Source organism: Pseudomonas sp. GW821-FHT07F01 (assembly GCF_059418825.1).
This window is the reverse complement of record NZ_JBWKQO010000006.1, coordinates 288,125-304,454: the sequence shown is the minus strand read 5'-3', so window position 1 is coordinate 304,454 and position 16,330 is coordinate 288,125. Positions and strand designations below refer to the sequence as shown.

The following is a 16,330-nucleotide window of genomic DNA, read 5'->3' as shown; positions in this document are numbered from 1 at the left end:
AAACCTTGAAGCATCGGGTTCGAGCACTCTAAACCCGCCCTTTGCCCCGCGCCGCTGAAAAACGGGCGTTGATTCTTCTATCAAGGCGCGCCCATCGAGCGCCGCTCAGATTCATGCACTATATTGGTGCAATGCCTTGCACTCAGGTGCCAATACCAGCCCATTTTGGTTCGAAAATACCCGCCAGCGCTGGCAAAACGCCACAGAACCAGGCTTCAAACGCCTGTTTCAGGGCATGCGCGCTTCTTTTCGGAGCCTTGGTTTGGTTTTTGCATTTTCTCCACCACAGCGCCTTAGCCGCGCGCGCACTTCGGGACCGGCCCCGGATTGTCTTGCTTCAAAAGAGGTCACCATCTACCCATGACCATCAGCGACCCACTGCACCGCCTGCTTCTGGACAACCTGACCACCGCCACCATCCTGCTCAATGCCGACCTGCGCCTTGAGTACATGAACCCAGCGGCGGAAATGCTCCTGGCCATCAGCGGCCAGCGCAGCCATGGGCAATTCATCAGCGAGCTGTTCACCGAATCCGCCGAGGCCCTGAGCTCCCTGCGTCAGGCGGTGGAGCAGGCGCACCCCTTCACCAAGCGCGAAGCCATGCTCACCGCACTGACCGGCCAGACCCTGACCGTCGACTACGCGGTGACGCCGATCCTCAGCAACGGCGACACCTTGCTGCTGCTGGAAGTCCACCCCCGGGACCGGCTGCTGCGGATCACCAAGGAAGAGGCCCAGTTGTCCAAGCAGGAAACCAGCAAGATGCTGGTGCGCGGCCTGGCCCATGAAATCAAGAACCCCTTGGGGGGCATTCGCGGCGCCGCACAGTTGCTGGCCCGGGAGCTGCCCGAGGAAAGCCTCAAGGACTACACCAACGTCATCATCGAAGAAGCCGACCGCCTGCGGAATCTGGTGGACCGCATGCTCGGCTCGAACAAGCTCCCATCCCTGGCCCTGACCAACATCCATGAAGTGCTGGAGCGGGTCAGCAGCCTGGTGGAAGCCGAAAGCCAGGGCTGTATCACCCTGGTGCGCGATTACGACCCGAGCATTCCCGACGTGCTGATCGACCGCGAACAGATGATCCAGGCGGTGCTCAACATCGTACGCAACGCCATGCAGGCCATCAGCAGCCAGAATGAAATGCGCCTGGGGCGCATCACCCTGCGCAGCCGCACCATGCGCCAGTTCACCATCGGCCACGTGCGCCATCGCCTGGTGAGCAAGATCGAGATCATCGACAACGGCCCGGGCATCCCCGCGGAACTGCAGGACACCCTCTTCTTCCCCATGGTCAGCGGCCGCCCGGACGGTACCGGGCTGGGCCTGGCCATCACCCAGAACATCATCAGCCAGCACCAGGGTCTGATCGAATGTGACAGCCATCCCGGCCACACCACGTTCTCGATCTTTCTGCCACTGGAACAAGGAGCCCCATCGACATGAGCCGTAGTGAAACCGTGTGGATCGTCGATGACGACCGTTCTATCCGTTGGGTCCTGGAAAAAGCCTTGCAGCAGGAAGGGATGACCACCCAGAGCTTCGACAGCGCCGACGGGGTGATGAGCCGCCTGGCCCGCCAGGCCCCGGACGTGATCATTTCCGACATTCGCATGCCCGGCGCCAGTGGCCTGGACCTGCTGGCACGGATTCGCGAGCAGCACCCGCGCCTGCCAGTGATCATCATGACCGCGCATTCGGACCTGGATAGCGCTGTCGCCTCCTACCAGGGCGGTGCCTTCGAATACCTGCCCAAGCCGTTCGATGTCGATGAAGCGGTGTCGCTGGTCAAGCGCGCCAATCAGCACGCCCAGGAACAGCAAGGCCTGGAAGTGGCCCCGACCCTGGCTCGCACCCCGGAGATCATCGGCGAAGCGCCGGCGATGCAGGAGGTGTTCCGCGCCATCGGGCGCCTGAGCCACTCCAACATCACAGTGCTGATCAACGGCGAGTCCGGCACCGGCAAGGAGCTGGTAGCCCATGCCCTGCATCGCCACAGCCCGCGGGCGGCTTCGCCGTTCATCGCCCTGAACATGGCGGCGATCCCCAAGGACCTGATGGAATCCGAGCTGTTCGGCCATGAAAAGGGCGCGTTCACCGGCGCGGCCAACCTGCGGCGCGGGCGCTTCGAGCAGGCCGACGGCGGCACCCTGTTCCTCGACGAGATCGGCGACATGCCAGCCGACACCCAGACCCGCCTGCTGCGGGTCCTGGCCGATGGCGAGTTCTATCGGGTCGGTGGCCATACCCCGGTCAAGGTCGATGTACGGATCATCGCCGCGACCCACCAGAACCTGGAAACCCTGGTGCACGCCGGCAAGTTCCGTGAGGACCTGTTCCACCGCCTCAACGTGATCCGCATCCATATCCCGCGCCTGTCGGACCGTCGCGAAGACATCCCGACCCTGGCCAGGCACTTCCTCAGCCGCGCCGCCCAGGAACTGGCGGTGGAACCCAAGTTGCTGAAAAACGAAACCGAGGAATACCTGAAGAACCTGCCGTGGCCGGGCAACGTGCGCCAGCTGGAGAACACCTGCCGCTGGATCACCGTCATGGCCTCGGGTCGCGAGGTGCATATCAGCGACCTGCCACCGGAGTTGCTGAGCCTGCCCCAGGATTCAGCGCCGGTCACCAACTGGGAACAGGCCCTGCGCCAATGGGCCGACCAGGCCCTGGCCCGCGGGCAATCGAACCTGCTGGACAGCGCGGTACCGAGTTTCGAGCGGATCATGATCGAGACCGCCCTCAAGCACACCGCCGGCCGCCGCCGCGATGCCGCGGTCCTGTTGGGCTGGGGGCGCAATACCCTGACCCGCAAGATCAAGGAGCTGGGGATGAAGGTCGACGGTGGCGACGAGGATGAAGGCGAGGAAGGCTGAAGCCCCGGCCGCGGCATGTAGGAGCTGGCTTGCCAGCGAAGAGGCCCTTGAACCTTGCAGTGCGCCCACAGGCGCTTTCGCCGGCAAGCCGGCTCCTACGATGAGGATGTGCGTGCACCAGGATGGGGTGCATGCACTGCCCGAAGGCGCGCTGCAGTGCCATCCAGCCCGGGTACAACCCGCGCCTCAGCTCTGAAAAGCCCTCCGTCGAAAACGCAAAAGCCCCGGATTACGGGGCTTTCGGCTTTTTATCCCAGCAATCAACGCCTCTGCAGCCAAAACTGGCACGCCACCTGCAATAACCCAGTCACTACCCAGTTTCGGGGACCTTGGTACAGGCAGGCCGGGGATTCCCCTCTTTAACACCTGGCTCGGCACGCACATCGCGACGGCCAAAGGTTTCGGGAACCCCAGTACAGGCAGGCTGGGACTTCCCTCTTTAACACCAGGCCCACCCCGCTCACAGCGACGGGCCAGGCTTTCGGGAACCCCGGTACAGGCAGGCCGGGACTTCCCTCTTTAACACCAGGCCCATCCCGCGCATCGCGACGGGCCACGCTTTTGGGGACCCTGGTACAGGCAGGCCGGGAATCCCCTTCTTTACACCGGGACTCATCGCCCTCGTGGCGCTCAGCCCCTCCCGCTTTTGGGGGCCTTGGTACAGGCAGGCCGGGGTTTCCCTCTTTTATTCCTCCCGCAGGTGGATCGCCAGGCGCCAGCGCCCCTCCACCTCGCTCCCGTCCCACTGGCCCCGCAGCGGCCGCGCGGCCACCAGGTTCAGCAGCAGGCCCTGGTCCGCCCGGCGCACCCGCCAGTTCACATTGCGCTGATTGACCTGCAACTGGCCCTTCTGTGCCTGCCCCTGGGCATCGAACAGCAGCGCCACGGTGCCATCGATGTGTTCCCCATGGAGCTTGGGCTCATGGTTGAACCACAGCACCAGCCCATCGGACGCCACCTCGACCTGCTGCAACGCCACCGGATCAGGCTGGGTCAGGCGGCCGATCATCAGCCCTACCATCACCCCGACAATCGCCAGGGAGCCGAACACCCGCAGCATTAGCTTCGGTCGCGAGTACGCTTCAGGCGTAGAATGCAGCCTGTCTTTCTCTTCGGAGCCGTGCATGTTTCACGTCATCCTCTTTCAACCAGAAATTCCGCCGAATACCGGCAACGTTATCAGGCTGTGCGCCAACAGCGGCTGCCACCTGCATTTGATCGAGCCGCTGGGTTTCGAAATGGACGACAAGCGCCTGCGCCGCGCCGGTCTCGACTATCACGAATACGCCACCCTGCAACGCCATGCCGACCTTGCCAGTTGCCTGGAAAGCCTCGGCCAGCCGCGCCTGTTCGCCTTCACCACCAAGGGCTCGCGCCCCTTCCATGACGCCAGCTTCCAGGAGGGCGACGCCTTCCTGTTCGGCCCCGAGAGCCGGGGCCTGCCGGCGGACGTGCTGGACGCCCTGCCCGGCGAACAGCGCCTGCGCCTGCCCATGCGCGAAGGCTGCCGCAGCCTGAACCTGTCCAACACCGTGGCCGTTGCGGTCTATGAAGGCTGGAGACAGTTGGGGTTCAAGTAGAGCCGGGGGTTCGCGGGCAAGCCCGCTCCTACAGGTTTTGCCCGAGCATGAAAAAAGCGCCGTTACAGGCGCTTTTTTCGTACCGCAACCAGCACTTACTGAACGGTGTTTTCGCCAGCGGACTGCAGGCGTTGCAGCTCTTGGGCGTACAGCGCATCGAAGTTCACCGGGGCCAGCATCAGCGCCGGGAACGAACCGCGGGTCACCAGGCTGTCCAGCGCTTCACGAGCGTAAGGGAACAGGATGTTCGGGCAGAAAGCACCCAGGGTGTGGCTCATGGAAGCCTCATCCAGGTTCTTGATCAGGAAGATACCGGCCTGCTGGACTTCAGCGATGAAGGCCACTTCGTCGCCGTTCTTCACGGTCACGGACAGGGTCAGCACCACTTCGTGGAAGTCGGCTTCCAACGCTGTCTGGCGGGTATTGAGGTCCAGGCCGACGCTAGGTTCCCACTGCTGACGGAAGATCGCCGGGCTTTTCGGCGCTTCGAAGGACAGGTCACGCACGTAGATACGCTGCAGGGAGAATTGCGGTGCGCTTTCGTCGTCGGCAACGGTGTTCTGTTGGTCAGTCATCTCAGAGTCCTTCTTGATCTTGGGTCTATAGGGTTGGGAATTTCAGGCCGCTAGCAGCGCGTCGAGCTTGCCGGCACGCTCCAGGGCGAACAAATCATCACAGCCACCTACGTGGGTGGCGCCGATCCAGATCTGCGGCACGGACGTACGCCCGGCCTTCTGGGCCATCTCGGCGCGTACCTGGGGCTTGCCATCGACCTTGATCTCTTCGAAGGCTACGCCTTTGCTCGCCAGCAGATGCTTGGCGCGCGAGCAGTAAGGGCAGTAATCACTGGAGTAGACGATGACCTTGGACATTACTTCACCAATGGCAGGTTATCGGCCTTCCAGCTGGCCACGCCGCCGGACAGCTTGGCCGCGGTGAAACCGGACTTGAGCAGCTCGCGGGCGTGGGTGCCGGCGTGCTGGCCCTGGGCGTCCACCAGGATGATGGTCTTGGACTTGTGCTTCTCCAGCTCGCCTACACGGGCGGCCAGCTTGTCCTGGGGAATGTTCAGTGCACCGACGATATGGCCGGCGGCATAGTCCTTGGATGGACGGATATCGATCACGACGCCCTGCTCGCTGTTGACCAGCGCGGTCAGTTCACGGGTGCTGAGGCTGCGGCCACCGCGGCTCAATTCATGAGCGATCAACAGAGCCAGCAGGATGGCGAAGGCGCCGACGAGCAAGTAGTGTTCAGTGGCGAATTGAATCAGGTGAGCAACCATCTAAGGAGGTTCCAGGGCGTTAAAATGTCGGCCAGTATACACAGCCCTCCGGGTCGACCAAACCCCGCCCGGCGGTGACTCCACCGGAACTTCGCTTTAAACTGCCACTCCCTTTTTCAACACCTCCCTTTCATCTCTTTCCTATCCAGCCACGAGTGGACGCCATGACTACCACGCCTAAACCTTTGGTCCTGATGATTCTGGATGGCTTCGGTCACAGCGAAAGCCACGAATCCAACGCCGTCTATGCGGCCAAGAAGCCGGTCCTGGACCGCTTGTGCGCCAGCATGCCCAACGGCCTGATCTCGGGTTCGGGCATGGATGTCGGCCTGCCGGACGGGCAGATGGGCAACTCCGAAGTCGGCCACATGAACCTCGGCGCCGGCCGCGTGGTGTACCAGGACTTCACCCGGGTGACCAAGGCCATCCGTGACGGTGAGTTCTTCGAGAACCCGACCATTTGCGCGGCCGTGGACAAGGCCGTGGATGCCGGCAAGGCGGTGCACATCCTCGGCCTGCTGTCCGACGGCGGCGTGCACAGCCACCAGGACCACCTGATCGCCATGGCCGAACTGGCCTTCAAGCGCGGCGCCGAGAAGATCTACCTGCATGCCTTCCTCGATGGCCGCGACACCCCGCCCAAAAGCGCCCAGTCGTCCATCGAACTGCTGGACGAAACCTTCAAGACCCTGGGCAAGGGCCGCATCGCCAGCCTGATCGGCCGTTACTTCGCCATGGACCGCGACAACCGCTGGGACCGTGTGGCCCAGGCCTACAACCTGATCGTCGACGGCCAGGGCCAGTTCAACGCCGCCACCGCCCAGGAAGGCCTGCAAGCCGCCTACGCCCGTGAAGAGAGCGACGAATTCGTCAAGGCCACCACCATCGGCGAACCGGTCAAGGTCGAGGACGGCGATGCCGTGGTGTTCATGAACTTCCGCGCCGACCGTGCACGGGAGCTGACCCGGGTCTTCGTCGAAGACGGCTTCAAGGACTTCGAACGCCCACGCCAGCCTAAGCTGGCCGGCTTCGTCATGCTCACCCAGTACGCCACCAGCATCCCCGCGCCATCGGCCTTTGCCCCGGGCAGCCTGGAGAACGTGCTGGGCGACTATTTGGCGAAAAACGGCAAGACCCAACTGCGCATCGCCGAGACCGAGAAGTATGCCCACGTCACCTTCTTCTTCTCCGGTGGCCGCGAAGAGCCGTTCCCGGGCGAGGAGCGCATCCTGATCCCGTCGCCGAAAGTCGCCACCTACGACCTGCAGCCGGAAATGAGTGCCCCGGAAGTCACCGACAAGATCGTCGACGCCATCGAGCACCAGCGTTATGACGTGATCATCGTCAACTACGCCAACGGCGACATGGTCGGTCACAGCGGCGTGTTCGAGGCGGCGGTCAAAGCCGTGGAATGCCTGGACCTGTGCGTCGGACGTATCGTCGACGCCCTGGAAAAGGTCGGCGGCGAAGCCCTGATCACCGCCGACCACGGCAACGTCGAGCAGATGTCCGACGAATCCACCGGCCAGGCCCACACCGCCCACACCACCGAGCCGGTGCCATTCATCTATGTCGGCAAACGCGCCTTGAAAGTCCGTGAAGGTGGGGTTCTGGCGGACGTGGCGCCCACCATGCTCAAGTTGCTGGGCCTGCCCAAGCCCGCGGAAATGACCGGCACGTCGATCCTGGTGGACCCGGCGCACTGATCCCTCCAGCTCGCCATTGCAGGCAAAAACGCCCGATGCAACCGTCGGGCGTTTTTCATGGTGGCCTTGCACAGGGCGAATCAGGGCGATGGAAGTAAAAGCAGACAAGCGTCGGGCACTTATTGAATAATGATTATCGTTATCAATAACAGCAGAGAGAATCTCCATGAACAAGACGGCTACGCTGCTTCTGGCCTCCCTCCTGTCAGGCTGTGCAAGCCAGATTCCTGCTCAACAGCCGGTGGATGCCAGTGCCCTCGCACAGCAACACAGCCCGGTGGAAATGGATGCTCAGACCGCCAATAAATTGAAAGCACTGCTGAAGATCCAGCCTCCTCGGGGCTCTACCGACATAGGCCAGATGAACGACCTGATTTCCCGGGAGTTCCTGCACACGCCTTACGCGGCAAACCGGCTGCACGGCTCCGCAACCCTGGCCGAGAAGCTGGTGGTCGACTTCAGGGGCCTGGACTGCTTCACCTACCTGGATTACGTCGAGGCCTTGCGCCAGTCCAGCGACGAGGCCGGCTTCATCAACAACCTGGTGCAGATTCGCTACGTGAACGGCGATATCAACTTCCTCAACCGCCGCCACTTCTTCACCGATTGGGCCCATGCCGGGCAACCCATGGCCGAGGATGTGACCGCCCAGCTGAGTGCGAACGCGGTGACCGTGGCCAAGCGCCTCAATCAAAAGGCCGATGGCGGCCGCTACCTGCCCGGCCTGCCCGTGGCCGAACGCGACATCACCTACATTCCCAGCGCATTGATTGACCAGCATCTGCTCAGCCACCTGCGAACCGGCGACTACATCGGCATCTATACCCACCTCTCGGGCCTGGACGTCACCCATACCGGGCTGTTCATCCAGACGGCCCAGGGCCCCGTCCTGCGCAACGCCTCCTCGAAAAAGGACCAGGGCGCGGTGATCGACTCACCCTTCATGGAGTACGTGCACAACGTCCCGGGAATCGTGGTCCTGCGGGCCCGGCAAGACAGCCAGGCCAGCCAGGATGCCTCGGCCGCGAAGGCCGGCACCCAGGCGCTGCTGCATCAGGCTCGCTCGCCCGCACAAGGTTGATCGGCGCCGCCGCCCCAGGCCACGGCGGCGGCACGCTGATAGCAAATGGCCCAATAACGGCCCGGAAACGGCTTTTTATGACGAACGCCTCAAAGCAGTTGGCTTTGAGGCGTTTTTTTTGCAGCGATGGGCGGGCATACTAGGCCGTCCCTTTCCCTGGTGTCGCCCGCCTCTATGCTTCGCGCCCTGATTACCCTTGCTCTGATCTGCCTGCTCCAACCGGCTTTCGCCGACGAGCGCGCGCAAACCCAACAACAGTTGGACGCCACGCGTCAGGACATTGCCGAGCTGAAAAAGCTGCTGGGCAAGCTGCAGGAAGAGAAGTCCGGGGTGCAGAAAGAACTGCGCGGCACCGAAACCGAGATGGGCAAGCTGGAAAAGCAGGTCGAGGCCCTGCAAAAAGAGCTGAAGAAAAGCGAATCCGAGCTGCAGCGACTCGATGAGGAGAAAAAAAAACTCCAGAGCGCGCGCACTGAACAGCAGCGACTGATCGCCATCCAGGCCCGCGCGGCCTACCAGAACGGGCGCCAGGAATACCTCAAGCTGCTGCTCAACCAGCAGAACCCGGAAAAATTCGCCCGCACCCTGACCTATTACGACTACCTGAGCCAGGCACGCCTGGAGCAGTTGAAGAATTTCAACGAGACCCTGCGCCAGCTGGCCAATGTGGAAAAGGACATCTCCCTGCAGCAGGCCCAGTTGCTGGTGCAGAAAAGCAGCCTAGACACCCAGCGCGAAGAACTCGACAAGGTGCGCAAGGAGCGCCAGCTGGCCCTGGCCAAGCTGAACAACGATGTGAAGGCCCGTGACGACAAGCTCAAGGCCCGCGAACAGGACCAGGCCGACCTGGCCAAGGTCCTGAAAACCATCGAGGAAACCCTGGCACGCCAGGCTCGCGAGGCAGAGGAAGCGCGGCAGAAAGCGCTGATCGCCCAGCAGGAAGCCGAAAAAAAGCGCTTGCGTGAGGCCCAGGCCGACGCCAGCGATGAGCCGCGCAAACCCGCAAGATCAAGCCCTGGAGCCCTGGTTTCCAGCGCCGGCCCTTCCTATGGCGGGGCATTTGCTTCAGCCCGGGGAAAACTTCCATGGCCCGTTGATGGTCGACTACTGGCACGCTTTGGTGAAACCCGTGGCGACGACTCCCGCTCCAAGTGGGACGGCGTGATGATCAGCGCCGCCGCCGGCAGCCAGGTGCACGCCGTGCACGGTGGCCGGGTAGTGTTCGCCGACTGGCTGCGCGGCGCCGGCCTGCTGGTGATCCTCGATCACGGCAACGGTTACCTGAGCCTCTACGGACACAACCAGACGCTGCTCAAGGAAGCCGGCGACGTGGTCAAGGCCGGAGAGTCCATCTCCACCGTCGGTAATAGTGGCGGACAGGACACTCCTGCGCTGTACTTTGCAATTCGTCAGCAGGGCCGCCCCAGCGACCCGGCACAGTGGTGCCACGCGCAAGGATAAGCGCTGCATCTAAATTAGGAGTTCGTTCGACATGCTGCATTTGTCCCGCCTTACCTCGCTGGCCCTGACGATCGCCCTGGTGATCGGAGCGCCTCAGGCGTTTGCCGCCGAAACCGCTCAAGCAGCAACCGCCGCGACCACCAAGGCGCCCTTGCCGCTGGAAGAGCTGCGCACCTTCGCCGAGGTCATGGACCGCATCAAGGCCGCGTATGTCGAACCCGTAGACGACAAGACCCTGCTGGAGAATGCCATCAAGGGCATGCTCAGCAACCTCGACCCGCACTCTGCCTATCTGGGCCCGGAAGACTTCGCCGAACTGCAGGAAAGCACCAGCGGCGAATTCGGCGGCCTGGGCATCGAAGTCGGCGCCGAGGACGGCTTCATCAAGGTGGTCTCGCCCATCGACGACACCCCGGCATCCAAGGCCGGGATCCAGGCCGGCGACCTGATCGTCAAGATCAACGGCCAGCCGACCCGTGGCCAGACCATGACCGAAGCCGTGGACAAGATGCGCGGCAAGATCGGCCAGAAGATCACCCTGACCCTGGTGCGCGACGGCGGCACGCCGTTCGACGTGACCCTGGCCCGCGCCACCATCCAGGTGAAAAGCGTGAAGAGCCAGCTGCTGGAGTCGGGCTACGGCTACATCCGCATCACCCAGTTCCAGGTCAAGACCGGCGAGGAAGTCTCCAAGGCCCTGGCCAAGCTGCGCAAGGACAACGGCAAGAAGCTCAACGGCATCATCCTCGACCTGCGCAACAACCCGGGCGGCGTGCTGCAAGCCGCGGTGGAGGTGGTCGACCACTTCATCACCAAGGGCCTGATCGTCTACACCAAGGGCCGCATCGCCAACTCCGAACTGCGCTTCTCCGCCACCGGCAAGGACGAAAGCGAAGCCGTGCCGATGGTGGTGCTGATCAACGGCGGCAGCGCCTCGGCTTCGGAGATCGTCGCCGGTGCCCTGCAGGATCAGAAGCGCGCAGTACTGATGGGCACTACCAGCTTCGGCAAGGGCTCGGTGCAGACCGTGCTGCCGCTGAACAACGACCGGGCGCTGAAGATCACCACCGCGCTGTACTTCACCCCCAACGGCCGCTCGATTCAGGCCCAGGGCATCGTTCCGGACATCGAAGTGCGCCGCGCCAAGATCACCAGCGAATCCCAGGACGGCGAGTACTTCAAGGAAGCCGACCTGCAGGGCCACCTGGGCAATGGCAACGGCGGCGCCGACAAGCCCAGTGGTGCAGCGAGCAAGGCCAAGCCGATGCCGCAGGACGACGACTACCAGTTGGCCCAGGCCCTGAGCCTGCTCAAGGGGCTGAGCATCACCCGCGGCAAATGATTGAACCCTTCGCCGGCAAGCCGGCTCCTACAGGAGCCGGCTTGCGTAGGAGCTGGCTCGCCAGCCAAGCGCCCGCCAGGGTGCCCATCCCCCTAAAGGCCTGATCCCGATCCCCATGATTTCCCGCTGCTCACTGCTGTTGCGCTCGCTCCAGGCCCCGCTGCTCACCCTGCTGTGCCTCTTGCCCCTCGCGACCCAAGCCGCCGAACCCACAGCCGCTGCGCCCAAGGCCTACCTGAGCCTGATCATCGACGACCTCGGCCAGAACCTGCCCCGTGACCGTCGCGTACTGGCCCTGCCCGGCCCGGTCACCACGGCGATCATGCCCGACACGCCCCACGCTGCCGAATTTGCCCGCGAGGCCCATCGCGCCGGCAAGATCGTCATCCTGCACATGCCCATGGACCCGGCCACCGGGCCGTTCGCCTGGCACCCCGAGCTGCCCGTCGAAGAACTGCAAAAACGCCTGGACGCCGCCTTCCAGGCCGTGCCCTACACCAGCGGCATCAACAACCACATGGGCAGCCGCATGACCGCCCAGCCCCAGGCCATGGCCTGGCTGATGGCCGACTTGCAGCGGCGACACAAATTCTTCGTCGACAGCCGCACCAGCGCCCAGACGGTGGCCGCCGCCGAAGCGCAGAAGATCGGCCTGGCCAGTGTTTCCCGGGATGTGTTCCTGGATGACGAACGTACCGAAGCGGCGATCAGCCAACAGTTGCAGACCGCGATCAAACTGGCGCGCAAACAGGGTTCGGCGGTGATGATCGGCCACCCTTATCCACAGACCCTGGCAGTGCTCGAACGTGAGCTGCCCAGGCTCAAGGCCCAGGGCATCGAGTGGATCGATATCAAGTCGATGATCAGCCTGCGCAGCAATAAGGCCATGGCCGGGCATGGCAAGAACGGGGTTTATCGCTAGAGGCCTTCGCCACAGGAGCTGGCTTGCCAGCGAAGCGCCTACAGGTAACGCCCCATGATCTCTTCCACCAGCCCCTCTTGGCGCATCTGGTCCAGGGCCGCCTGGAGCTTGGCCACCACCTCATCGGAGACGTCCTTGTTCAGGGCCAGGTACAGCTCGGCGCTGTTGAAGCGCAGCACGGTCTTGAGGCCGCTGATGCCCTCCTGCTTGGCCAGGTAGCGCCCGGCCGGGTCGCCGGTGGCCCAGAGGTCGATCTGCCCCGCCACCAGCTTCCTGGCATTGTCCTGGTCCCGCAGCACCACCTGGGGTGCCAGGCCCTGCTTGGTCAGGGTCTCGGCAATGGCATCGCCCTTGTAGGCGCCGATCTTGTACTTGCGCGCCTGCTCCAGGGATTCGAGGCTGATGGTGCTGCCGGCCTTGGCCAGCATGATCCAGTCATCCGGGCCAATGGGGCCGACCCACTTGAAGAGCGGCTCGCGGTCCGGCAGGCGCGCCATGACGAACACACCATAGCCCGGCTGTTCCAGCGCCATCTTGTAGATACGCTCCCAGGGGAAACGCAGGGTCAGGCTGTAATTGATTCCGGCACGCTTGAACATTTCGCGGACGATATCCACGGCGATGCCGTCGATATTCTCGCCCTGGGCGAAGTTCTTGCCGTTCTTGGCCATGTTGTAGGGAGGGAAGTTTTCCGTCAGCAACACCAGGGAGGTGTCGGCGGGTTCATCAGCGCGGGCGAGGCCGCAAAGAACAAGCGAAGCGCTGGCGACAACCACTAGAAGACGTTTGAACATGACGGGCTACCGGAATCCATGGCGTGCTCAAGAGTGCCGTGAGCACGCCATGCTGTCCAGTGGCTACCGCACAACAATCCCGCGCTGAGCCATATAGGCCTTGGCCTCGGGAACCGTGTATTCGCCGAAGTGGAAAATGCTCGCCGCCAGCACTGCGCTGGCATGGCCTTCAATGATGCCGTCGGCCAGGTGCTGGAGGTTGCCGACACCGCCGGAGGCGATCACCGGAATCCCCAGGGCATCGCTGATGGCCCGGGTCACGCCCAGGTCGAAGCCGTTTTTCATGCCGTCCTGATCCATGCTGGTGAGCAGGATCTCGCCGGCACCCAGGCCTTCCATCTTCTTCGCCCACTCCACCGCGTCCAGCCCGGTGGGCTTGCGCCCGCCATGGGTGAAGATTTCCCAGCGCGGGGTTTCACCCGGGCCGGAGACTTTCTTCGCGTCAATGGCGACCACGATGCACTGGGAGCCGAAGTGCTGCGCCGCTTCGCCGACGAACTCGGGATTGAACACTGCTGCGGTGTTGATCGAAACCTTGTCCGCACCGGCATTGAGCAGGTTGCGGATGTCCTGCACGGTGCGCACACCACCGCCCACAGTCAGCGGGATGAACACCTGGCTGGCCATGCGCTCGACGGTATGGAGGGTGGTATCGCGTCCATCGACGCTGGCGGTGATGTCGAGGAAGGTGATTTCGTCGGCACCCTGCTCGTCGTAGCGACGGGCGATTTCTACCGGGTCACCGGCATCGCGGATGTTCTCGAACTTGACGCCCTTGACCACCCGGCCGTTGTCCACGTCCAGGCAAGGGATGATGCGTTTGGCCAGTGCCATGGCGAATCCTCAGCCTTGGTACGAATCGCAGAAAGCCTGGGCTTCTGCAACATCGAGGGTGCCTTCATAGATCGCGCGGCCAGTAATGGCGCCGATGATTCCTGGCGCCTTGGCATCCAGCAGGGCCTTGATGTCGCCCAGGTTGTGGATACCGCCGGAAGCGATCACCGGGATCTTGGTGGCCGCCGCCAGGGCTGCGGTGAAGGGAACGTTGCAACCCTGCATCATGCCGTCTTTGGCGATGTCGGTATAAACGATGGCGGACACGCCGTCGGCTTCGAAGCGCTTGGCCAGGTCGATGACCTGCACGCTGCTGACTTCAGCCCAGCCGTCGGTGGCGACGAAACCGTCCTTGGCGTCCAGGCCGACAATCACCTTGCCGGGGAACGCGCGACAGGCCTCGGCGACGAACTCCGGCTCCTTGACCGCCTTGGTGCCGATGATCACGTAGCTCACGCCGGCCTTCACATAGTGTTCGATGGTTTCCAGGGAGCGGATGCCGCCACCGATCTGGATCGGCAGGTTCGGGTAACGCTTGGCGATCGCGGTGACCACCTCGCCGTTGACCGGCTGGCCTTCGAAGGCACCGTTCAGGTCCACCAGATGCAAGCGCCGGCAACCCCCTTCAACCCATTTGGCGGCCATGCTCACCGGGTCATCGGAGAACACCGTGGAGTCTTCCATGCGGCCTTGGCGCAGACGCACACAGGCGCCGTCCTTGAGATCGATAGCGGGAATAATCAGCATCTGGCAAACCTTCAAGTTCGATTGTTCAGCTTCACTCGGAAATCAGTTTTTCTCGAGCGCCCACAGGTCGCTTTCGATGCTTTCGAACCTCTCCTTGAGGTGCGCCTGCACATCGAAAATCGCCCGGTTGTAATAGTGCGGAGCAATTTCGCGGGTAAACAGTTCAAGAACCTCCGCCGCTTCGAACGAGCCCAGCTCGAGCTCGAACCGATCCTCCAGGAAACGCTTGATCTTGTGCGTCGCCTCGCTCTCCTGTTCGGCAGTGAGGCTCAGGATCGGCGGCTTGGGTTTCTTGATCGCCATTTACCAGCGACCGTCCCAGGCGGCGAAATTCTGCAGCAGCTGCAGGCCGTGGGTATGGCTTTTCTCCGGGTGGAACTGCACGGCGAAACGCGAGCCGTCGGCCAGCGCCGCGGCGAAATCCACGCCATAGTGACCGCTGCCCACCACCTGCCGCGCGTTACCGGCATTGATGTAGTAGCTGTGCACGAAGTAGAAGCGCGCCAGGTCCGCAATGTTGTGCCACAGCGGGTGATCCACCGCCTGCTTCACTTCGTTCCAGCCCATGTGCGGCACCTTCAGGTGCTCGCCATCCTCGATCAGGCCCTTGCCGAAGAACTTCACCTGGCCGGGAAACAGGCCGATGCAGTCCACGCCTTCGTTCTCTTCACTGTGGTCGAGCAGCGCCTGCATACCCACGCAGATACCGAGGAACGGACGGTCCTGGCTGACCTCGCGCACCAGGGCATCGAAGCCCAGGCGGCGGATCTCGGCCATGCAGTCACGGATCGCGCCCACTCCGGGGAACACCACCCGGTCGGCTTCGCGAATCACGCTGGCATCGCTGGTGATCAGCACCTTGCCGGCGCCCACGTGCTCCAGGGCCTTGGCCACCGAGTGCAGGTTGCCCATGCCGTAGTCGATGACGGCGACGGTCTGCATTACAGCACGCCCTTGGTCGACGGCATCTGGCCGGCCATGCGCTCGTCCAGCTCCACCGCCATGCGCAGCGCGCGGCCGAAGGCCTTGAACACGGTCTCGATCTGGTGGTGAGTGTTGGTGCCGCGCAGGGTGTCGATGTGCAGGGTCACGTTGGCGTGGTTGACGAAGCCCTGGAAGAACTCCTGGAACAGGTCGACATCGAAACCACCGACGGTGGCGCGGGTGAACGGCACATGCATCTGCAGGCCGGGGCGGCCGGAGAAGTCGATCACCACGCGGGACAGGGCTTCATCCAGCGGCACATAGGCATGGCCGTAGCGACGGATGCCTTTCTTGTCGCCGATGGCTTTGCTGAATGCCTGGCCGAGGGTGATACCGACATCCTCCACGGTGTGGTGGTCGTCGATATGCAGGTCGCCCTTGCTTTCGATGTCCAGGTCGATCAGCCCGTGCCGGGCGATCTGGTCCAGCATGTGCTCAAGGAAGGGCACGCCGATATCGAATCGGGCCTTTCCGGTGCCATCCAGGTTGATCGAGGCTTTGATCTGGGTTTCCAGAGTGTCGCGCTCGACAGATGCCTTACGTTCGGCCATCACCAGCTCCGCAAAATCATTGGGCGAAAAAGGCGAATAGTATAGGCCCCACGGCGGCTAAACAGAAACACGATGGACAATATCCTGACGGGCGCCAGCCAATGGCTGCGGGGCTGTACCTGTCATGACAACTATAGAAAACGGCTTGCCGGTGAAGGCGCCAG

18 protein-coding genes are annotated in these 16,330 nt (G+C 63.0%); 8 read left to right on the top strand and 10 right to left on the bottom strand.

Annotated features, from left to right (window positions below):
* The first annotated feature begins 360 nt into the window (after nucleotides 1-360).
* The gene (gene glnL, locus AC07R1_RS23240) at nucleotides 361-1,446 is read left to right on the top strand and encodes a nitrogen regulation protein NR(II) (RefSeq protein WP_011058753.1); all 1,086 of its coding nucleotides are present in this window, start codon (nucleotides 361-363) and stop codon (nucleotides 1,444-1,446) included.
* Nucleotides 1,443-2,879 (top strand): nitrogen regulation protein NR(I), encoded by a 1,437-nt coding sequence (ntrC, locus tag AC07R1_RS23235; RefSeq protein ID WP_011058752.1) that lies wholly within the window; start codon nucleotides 1,443-1,445, stop codon nucleotides 2,877-2,879. The genes glnL and ntrC overlap by 4 nt, the downstream gene beginning before the upstream one ends.
* Nucleotides 2,880-3,564: 685 nt before the next feature.
* Here the strand turns inward: ntrC and AC07R1_RS23230 are convergent.
* Complete coding sequence (locus AC07R1_RS23230; protein WP_495110977.1) at nucleotides 3,565-4,005, bottom strand: hypothetical protein; 441 nt, start codon at nucleotides 4,003-4,005, stop codon at nucleotides 3,565-3,567.
* On the opposite strand from AC07R1_RS23230, the gene trmL reads away from it, so the two are divergent.
* On the top strand, nucleotides 4,004-4,459 hold the full coding sequence (trmL, locus tag AC07R1_RS23225) for a tRNA (uridine(34)/cytosine(34)/5-carboxymethylaminomethyluridine(34)-2'-O)-methyltransferase TrmL (RefSeq protein ID WP_047283558.1): 456 nt from the start codon (nucleotides 4,004-4,006) through the stop codon (nucleotides 4,457-4,459). The genes AC07R1_RS23230 and trmL overlap by 2 nt on opposite strands.
* Before the next feature lie 95 nt (nucleotides 4,460-4,554).
* Here trmL and secB read toward each other — a convergent pair whose 3' ends face one another.
* The 3 genes from secB to AC07R1_RS23210 are packed head-to-tail and all read right to left on the bottom strand — an operon-like array spanning nucleotide 4,555 to nucleotide 5,744.
* Nucleotides 4,555-5,034 (bottom strand): protein-export chaperone SecB, encoded by a 480-nt coding sequence (gene secB, locus AC07R1_RS23220; protein WP_011058749.1) that lies wholly within the window; start codon nucleotides 5,032-5,034, stop codon nucleotides 4,555-4,557.
* A 42-nt stretch (nucleotides 5,035-5,076) separates the two neighbouring features.
* Nucleotides 5,077-5,331, bottom strand: a complete 255-nt coding sequence (gene grxC, locus AC07R1_RS23215; protein WP_011058748.1) for a glutaredoxin 3 — start codon at nucleotides 5,329-5,331, stop codon at nucleotides 5,077-5,079.
* Nucleotides 5,331-5,744 (bottom strand): rhodanese-like domain-containing protein, encoded by a 414-nt coding sequence (locus AC07R1_RS23210; protein WP_011058747.1) that lies wholly within the window; start codon nucleotides 5,742-5,744, stop codon nucleotides 5,331-5,333. The genes grxC and AC07R1_RS23210 overlap by 1 nt, the downstream gene beginning before the upstream one ends.
* Nucleotides 5,745-5,908: 164 nt before the next feature.
* Here AC07R1_RS23210 and gpmI point away from each other — a divergent pair, with 164 nt between their 5' ends.
* The 5 genes from gpmI to AC07R1_RS23185 all read left to right on the top strand — a co-directional run bounded on the left by gpmI (nucleotide 5,909) and on the right by AC07R1_RS23185 (nucleotide 12,256).
* Nucleotides 5,909-7,450 carry a 2,3-bisphosphoglycerate-independent phosphoglycerate mutase gene (gpmI, locus tag AC07R1_RS23205; protein ID WP_342403503.1) on the top strand — a complete coding sequence of 514 codons (1,542 nt, stop codon included), beginning with the start codon at nucleotides 5,909-5,911 and terminating at the stop codon, nucleotides 7,448-7,450.
* Between the two features lie 166 nt (nucleotides 7,451-7,616).
* Complete coding sequence (locus AC07R1_RS23200; protein ID WP_103290632.1) at nucleotides 7,617-8,531, top strand: DUF1460 domain-containing protein; 915 nt, start codon at nucleotides 7,617-7,619, stop codon at nucleotides 8,529-8,531.
* A 174-nt stretch (nucleotides 8,532-8,705) separates the two neighbouring features.
* Nucleotides 8,706-9,992, top strand: a complete 1,287-nt coding sequence (locus AC07R1_RS23195; RefSeq protein ID WP_019093876.1) for a murein hydrolase activator EnvC family protein — start codon at nucleotides 8,706-8,708, stop codon at nucleotides 9,990-9,992.
* A 31-nt stretch (nucleotides 9,993-10,023) separates the two neighbouring features.
* Nucleotides 10,024-11,334, top strand: coding sequence for a S41 family peptidase (locus tag AC07R1_RS23190; RefSeq protein WP_011058743.1), 1,311 nt, complete (start codon nucleotides 10,024-10,026; stop codon nucleotides 11,332-11,334).
* Nucleotides 11,335-11,449: 115 nt separating this feature from the next.
* Nucleotides 11,450-12,256 carry a divergent polysaccharide deacetylase family protein gene (locus AC07R1_RS23185; protein WP_495110976.1) on the top strand — a complete coding sequence of 269 codons (807 nt, stop codon included), beginning with the start codon at nucleotides 11,450-11,452 and terminating at the stop codon, nucleotides 12,254-12,256.
* 38 nt (nucleotides 12,257-12,294) lie between these two features.
* Here AC07R1_RS23185 and AC07R1_RS23180 read toward each other — a convergent pair whose 3' ends face one another.
* The 6 genes from AC07R1_RS23180 to hisB all read right to left on the bottom strand — a co-directional run bounded on the left by AC07R1_RS23180 (nucleotide 12,295) and on the right by hisB (nucleotide 16,166).
* Complete coding sequence (locus tag AC07R1_RS23180) at nucleotides 12,295-13,050, bottom strand: substrate-binding periplasmic protein (RefSeq protein WP_053155988.1); 756 nt, start codon at nucleotides 13,048-13,050, stop codon at nucleotides 12,295-12,297.
* Nucleotides 13,051-13,113: 63 nt separating this feature from the next.
* A complete protein-coding gene (gene hisF / locus AC07R1_RS23175; RefSeq protein WP_015633827.1) occupies nucleotides 13,114-13,884 on the bottom strand; it encodes an imidazole glycerol phosphate synthase subunit HisF in 771 nt (256 codons plus the stop codon).
* 9 nt (nucleotides 13,885-13,893) lie between these two features.
* Nucleotides 13,894-14,631 carry a 1-(5-phosphoribosyl)-5-[(5-phosphoribosylamino)methylideneamino]imidazole-4-carboxamide isomerase gene (gene hisA, locus AC07R1_RS23170; protein WP_007921811.1) on the bottom strand — a complete coding sequence of 246 codons (738 nt, stop codon included), beginning with the start codon at nucleotides 14,629-14,631 and terminating at the stop codon, nucleotides 13,894-13,896.
* A 42-nt stretch (nucleotides 14,632-14,673) separates the two neighbouring features.
* The gene (locus AC07R1_RS23165) at nucleotides 14,674-14,934 is read right to left on the bottom strand and encodes a DUF2164 domain-containing protein (RefSeq protein ID WP_011058738.1); all 261 of its coding nucleotides are present in this window, start codon (nucleotides 14,932-14,934) and stop codon (nucleotides 14,674-14,676) included.
* A complete protein-coding gene (hisH, locus tag AC07R1_RS23160; protein WP_019093880.1) occupies nucleotides 14,935-15,573 on the bottom strand; it encodes an imidazole glycerol phosphate synthase subunit HisH in 639 nt (212 codons plus the stop codon).
* Complete coding sequence (gene hisB / locus AC07R1_RS23155) at nucleotides 15,573-16,166, bottom strand: imidazoleglycerol-phosphate dehydratase HisB (RefSeq protein ID WP_011058736.1); 594 nt, start codon at nucleotides 16,164-16,166, stop codon at nucleotides 15,573-15,575. Before hisB ends, hisH begins: the two co-directional genes overlap by 1 nt.
* Nucleotides 16,167-16,330 lie beyond the last annotated feature (164 nt).

Bases quoted from the DNA above. Each gene is read 5' to 3' on its own strand.
- glnL (WP_011058753.1), top strand. From the start codon at position 361: ATGACCATCAGCGACCCACTGCACCGCCTGCTTCTGGACAACCTGACC.
- ntrC (WP_011058752.1), top strand. From the start codon at position 1,443: ATGAGCCGTAGTGAAACCGTGTGGATCGTCGATGACGACCGTTCTATC.
- trmL (WP_047283558.1), top strand. From the start codon at position 4,004: ATGTTTCACGTCATCCTCTTTCAACCAGAAATTCCGCCGAATACCGGC.
- AC07R1_RS23230 (WP_495110977.1), bottom strand. From the start codon at position 4,005: ATGCACGGCTCCGAAGAGAAAGACAGGCTGCATTCTACGCCTGAAGCG.
- secB (WP_011058749.1), bottom strand. From the start codon at position 5,034: ATGACTGACCAACAGAACACCGTTGCCGACGACGAAAGCGCACCGCAA.
- grxC (WP_011058748.1), bottom strand. From the start codon at position 5,331: ATGTCCAAGGTCATCGTCTACTCCAGTGATTACTGCCCTTACTGCTCG.
- AC07R1_RS23210 (WP_011058747.1), bottom strand. From the start codon at position 5,744: ATGGTTGCTCACCTGATTCAATTCGCCACTGAACACTACTTGCTCGTC.
- gpmI (WP_342403503.1), top strand. From the start codon at position 5,909: ATGACTACCACGCCTAAACCTTTGGTCCTGATGATTCTGGATGGCTTC.
- AC07R1_RS23200 (WP_103290632.1), top strand. From the start codon at position 7,617: ATGAACAAGACGGCTACGCTGCTTCTGGCCTCCCTCCTGTCAGGCTGT.
- AC07R1_RS23195 (WP_019093876.1), top strand. From the start codon at position 8,706: ATGCTTCGCGCCCTGATTACCCTTGCTCTGATCTGCCTGCTCCAACCG.
- AC07R1_RS23190 (WP_011058743.1), top strand. From the start codon at position 10,024: ATGCTGCATTTGTCCCGCCTTACCTCGCTGGCCCTGACGATCGCCCTG.
- AC07R1_RS23185 (WP_495110976.1), top strand. From the start codon at position 11,450: ATGATTTCCCGCTGCTCACTGCTGTTGCGCTCGCTCCAGGCCCCGCTG.
- AC07R1_RS23180 (WP_053155988.1), bottom strand. From the start codon at position 13,050: ATGTTCAAACGTCTTCTAGTGGTTGTCGCCAGCGCTTCGCTTGTTCTT.
- hisF (WP_015633827.1), bottom strand. From the start codon at position 13,884: ATGGCACTGGCCAAACGCATCATCCCTTGCCTGGACGTGGACAACGGC.
- hisA (WP_007921811.1), bottom strand. From the start codon at position 14,631: ATGCTGATTATTCCCGCTATCGATCTCAAGGACGGCGCCTGTGTGCGT.
- AC07R1_RS23165 (WP_011058738.1), bottom strand. From the start codon at position 14,934: ATGGCGATCAAGAAACCCAAGCCGCCGATCCTGAGCCTCACTGCCGAA.
- hisH (WP_019093880.1), bottom strand. From the start codon at position 15,573: ATGCAGACCGTCGCCGTCATCGACTACGGCATGGGCAACCTGCACTCG.
- hisB (WP_011058736.1), bottom strand. From the start codon at position 16,166: ATGGCCGAACGTAAGGCATCTGTCGAGCGCGACACTCTGGAAACCCAG.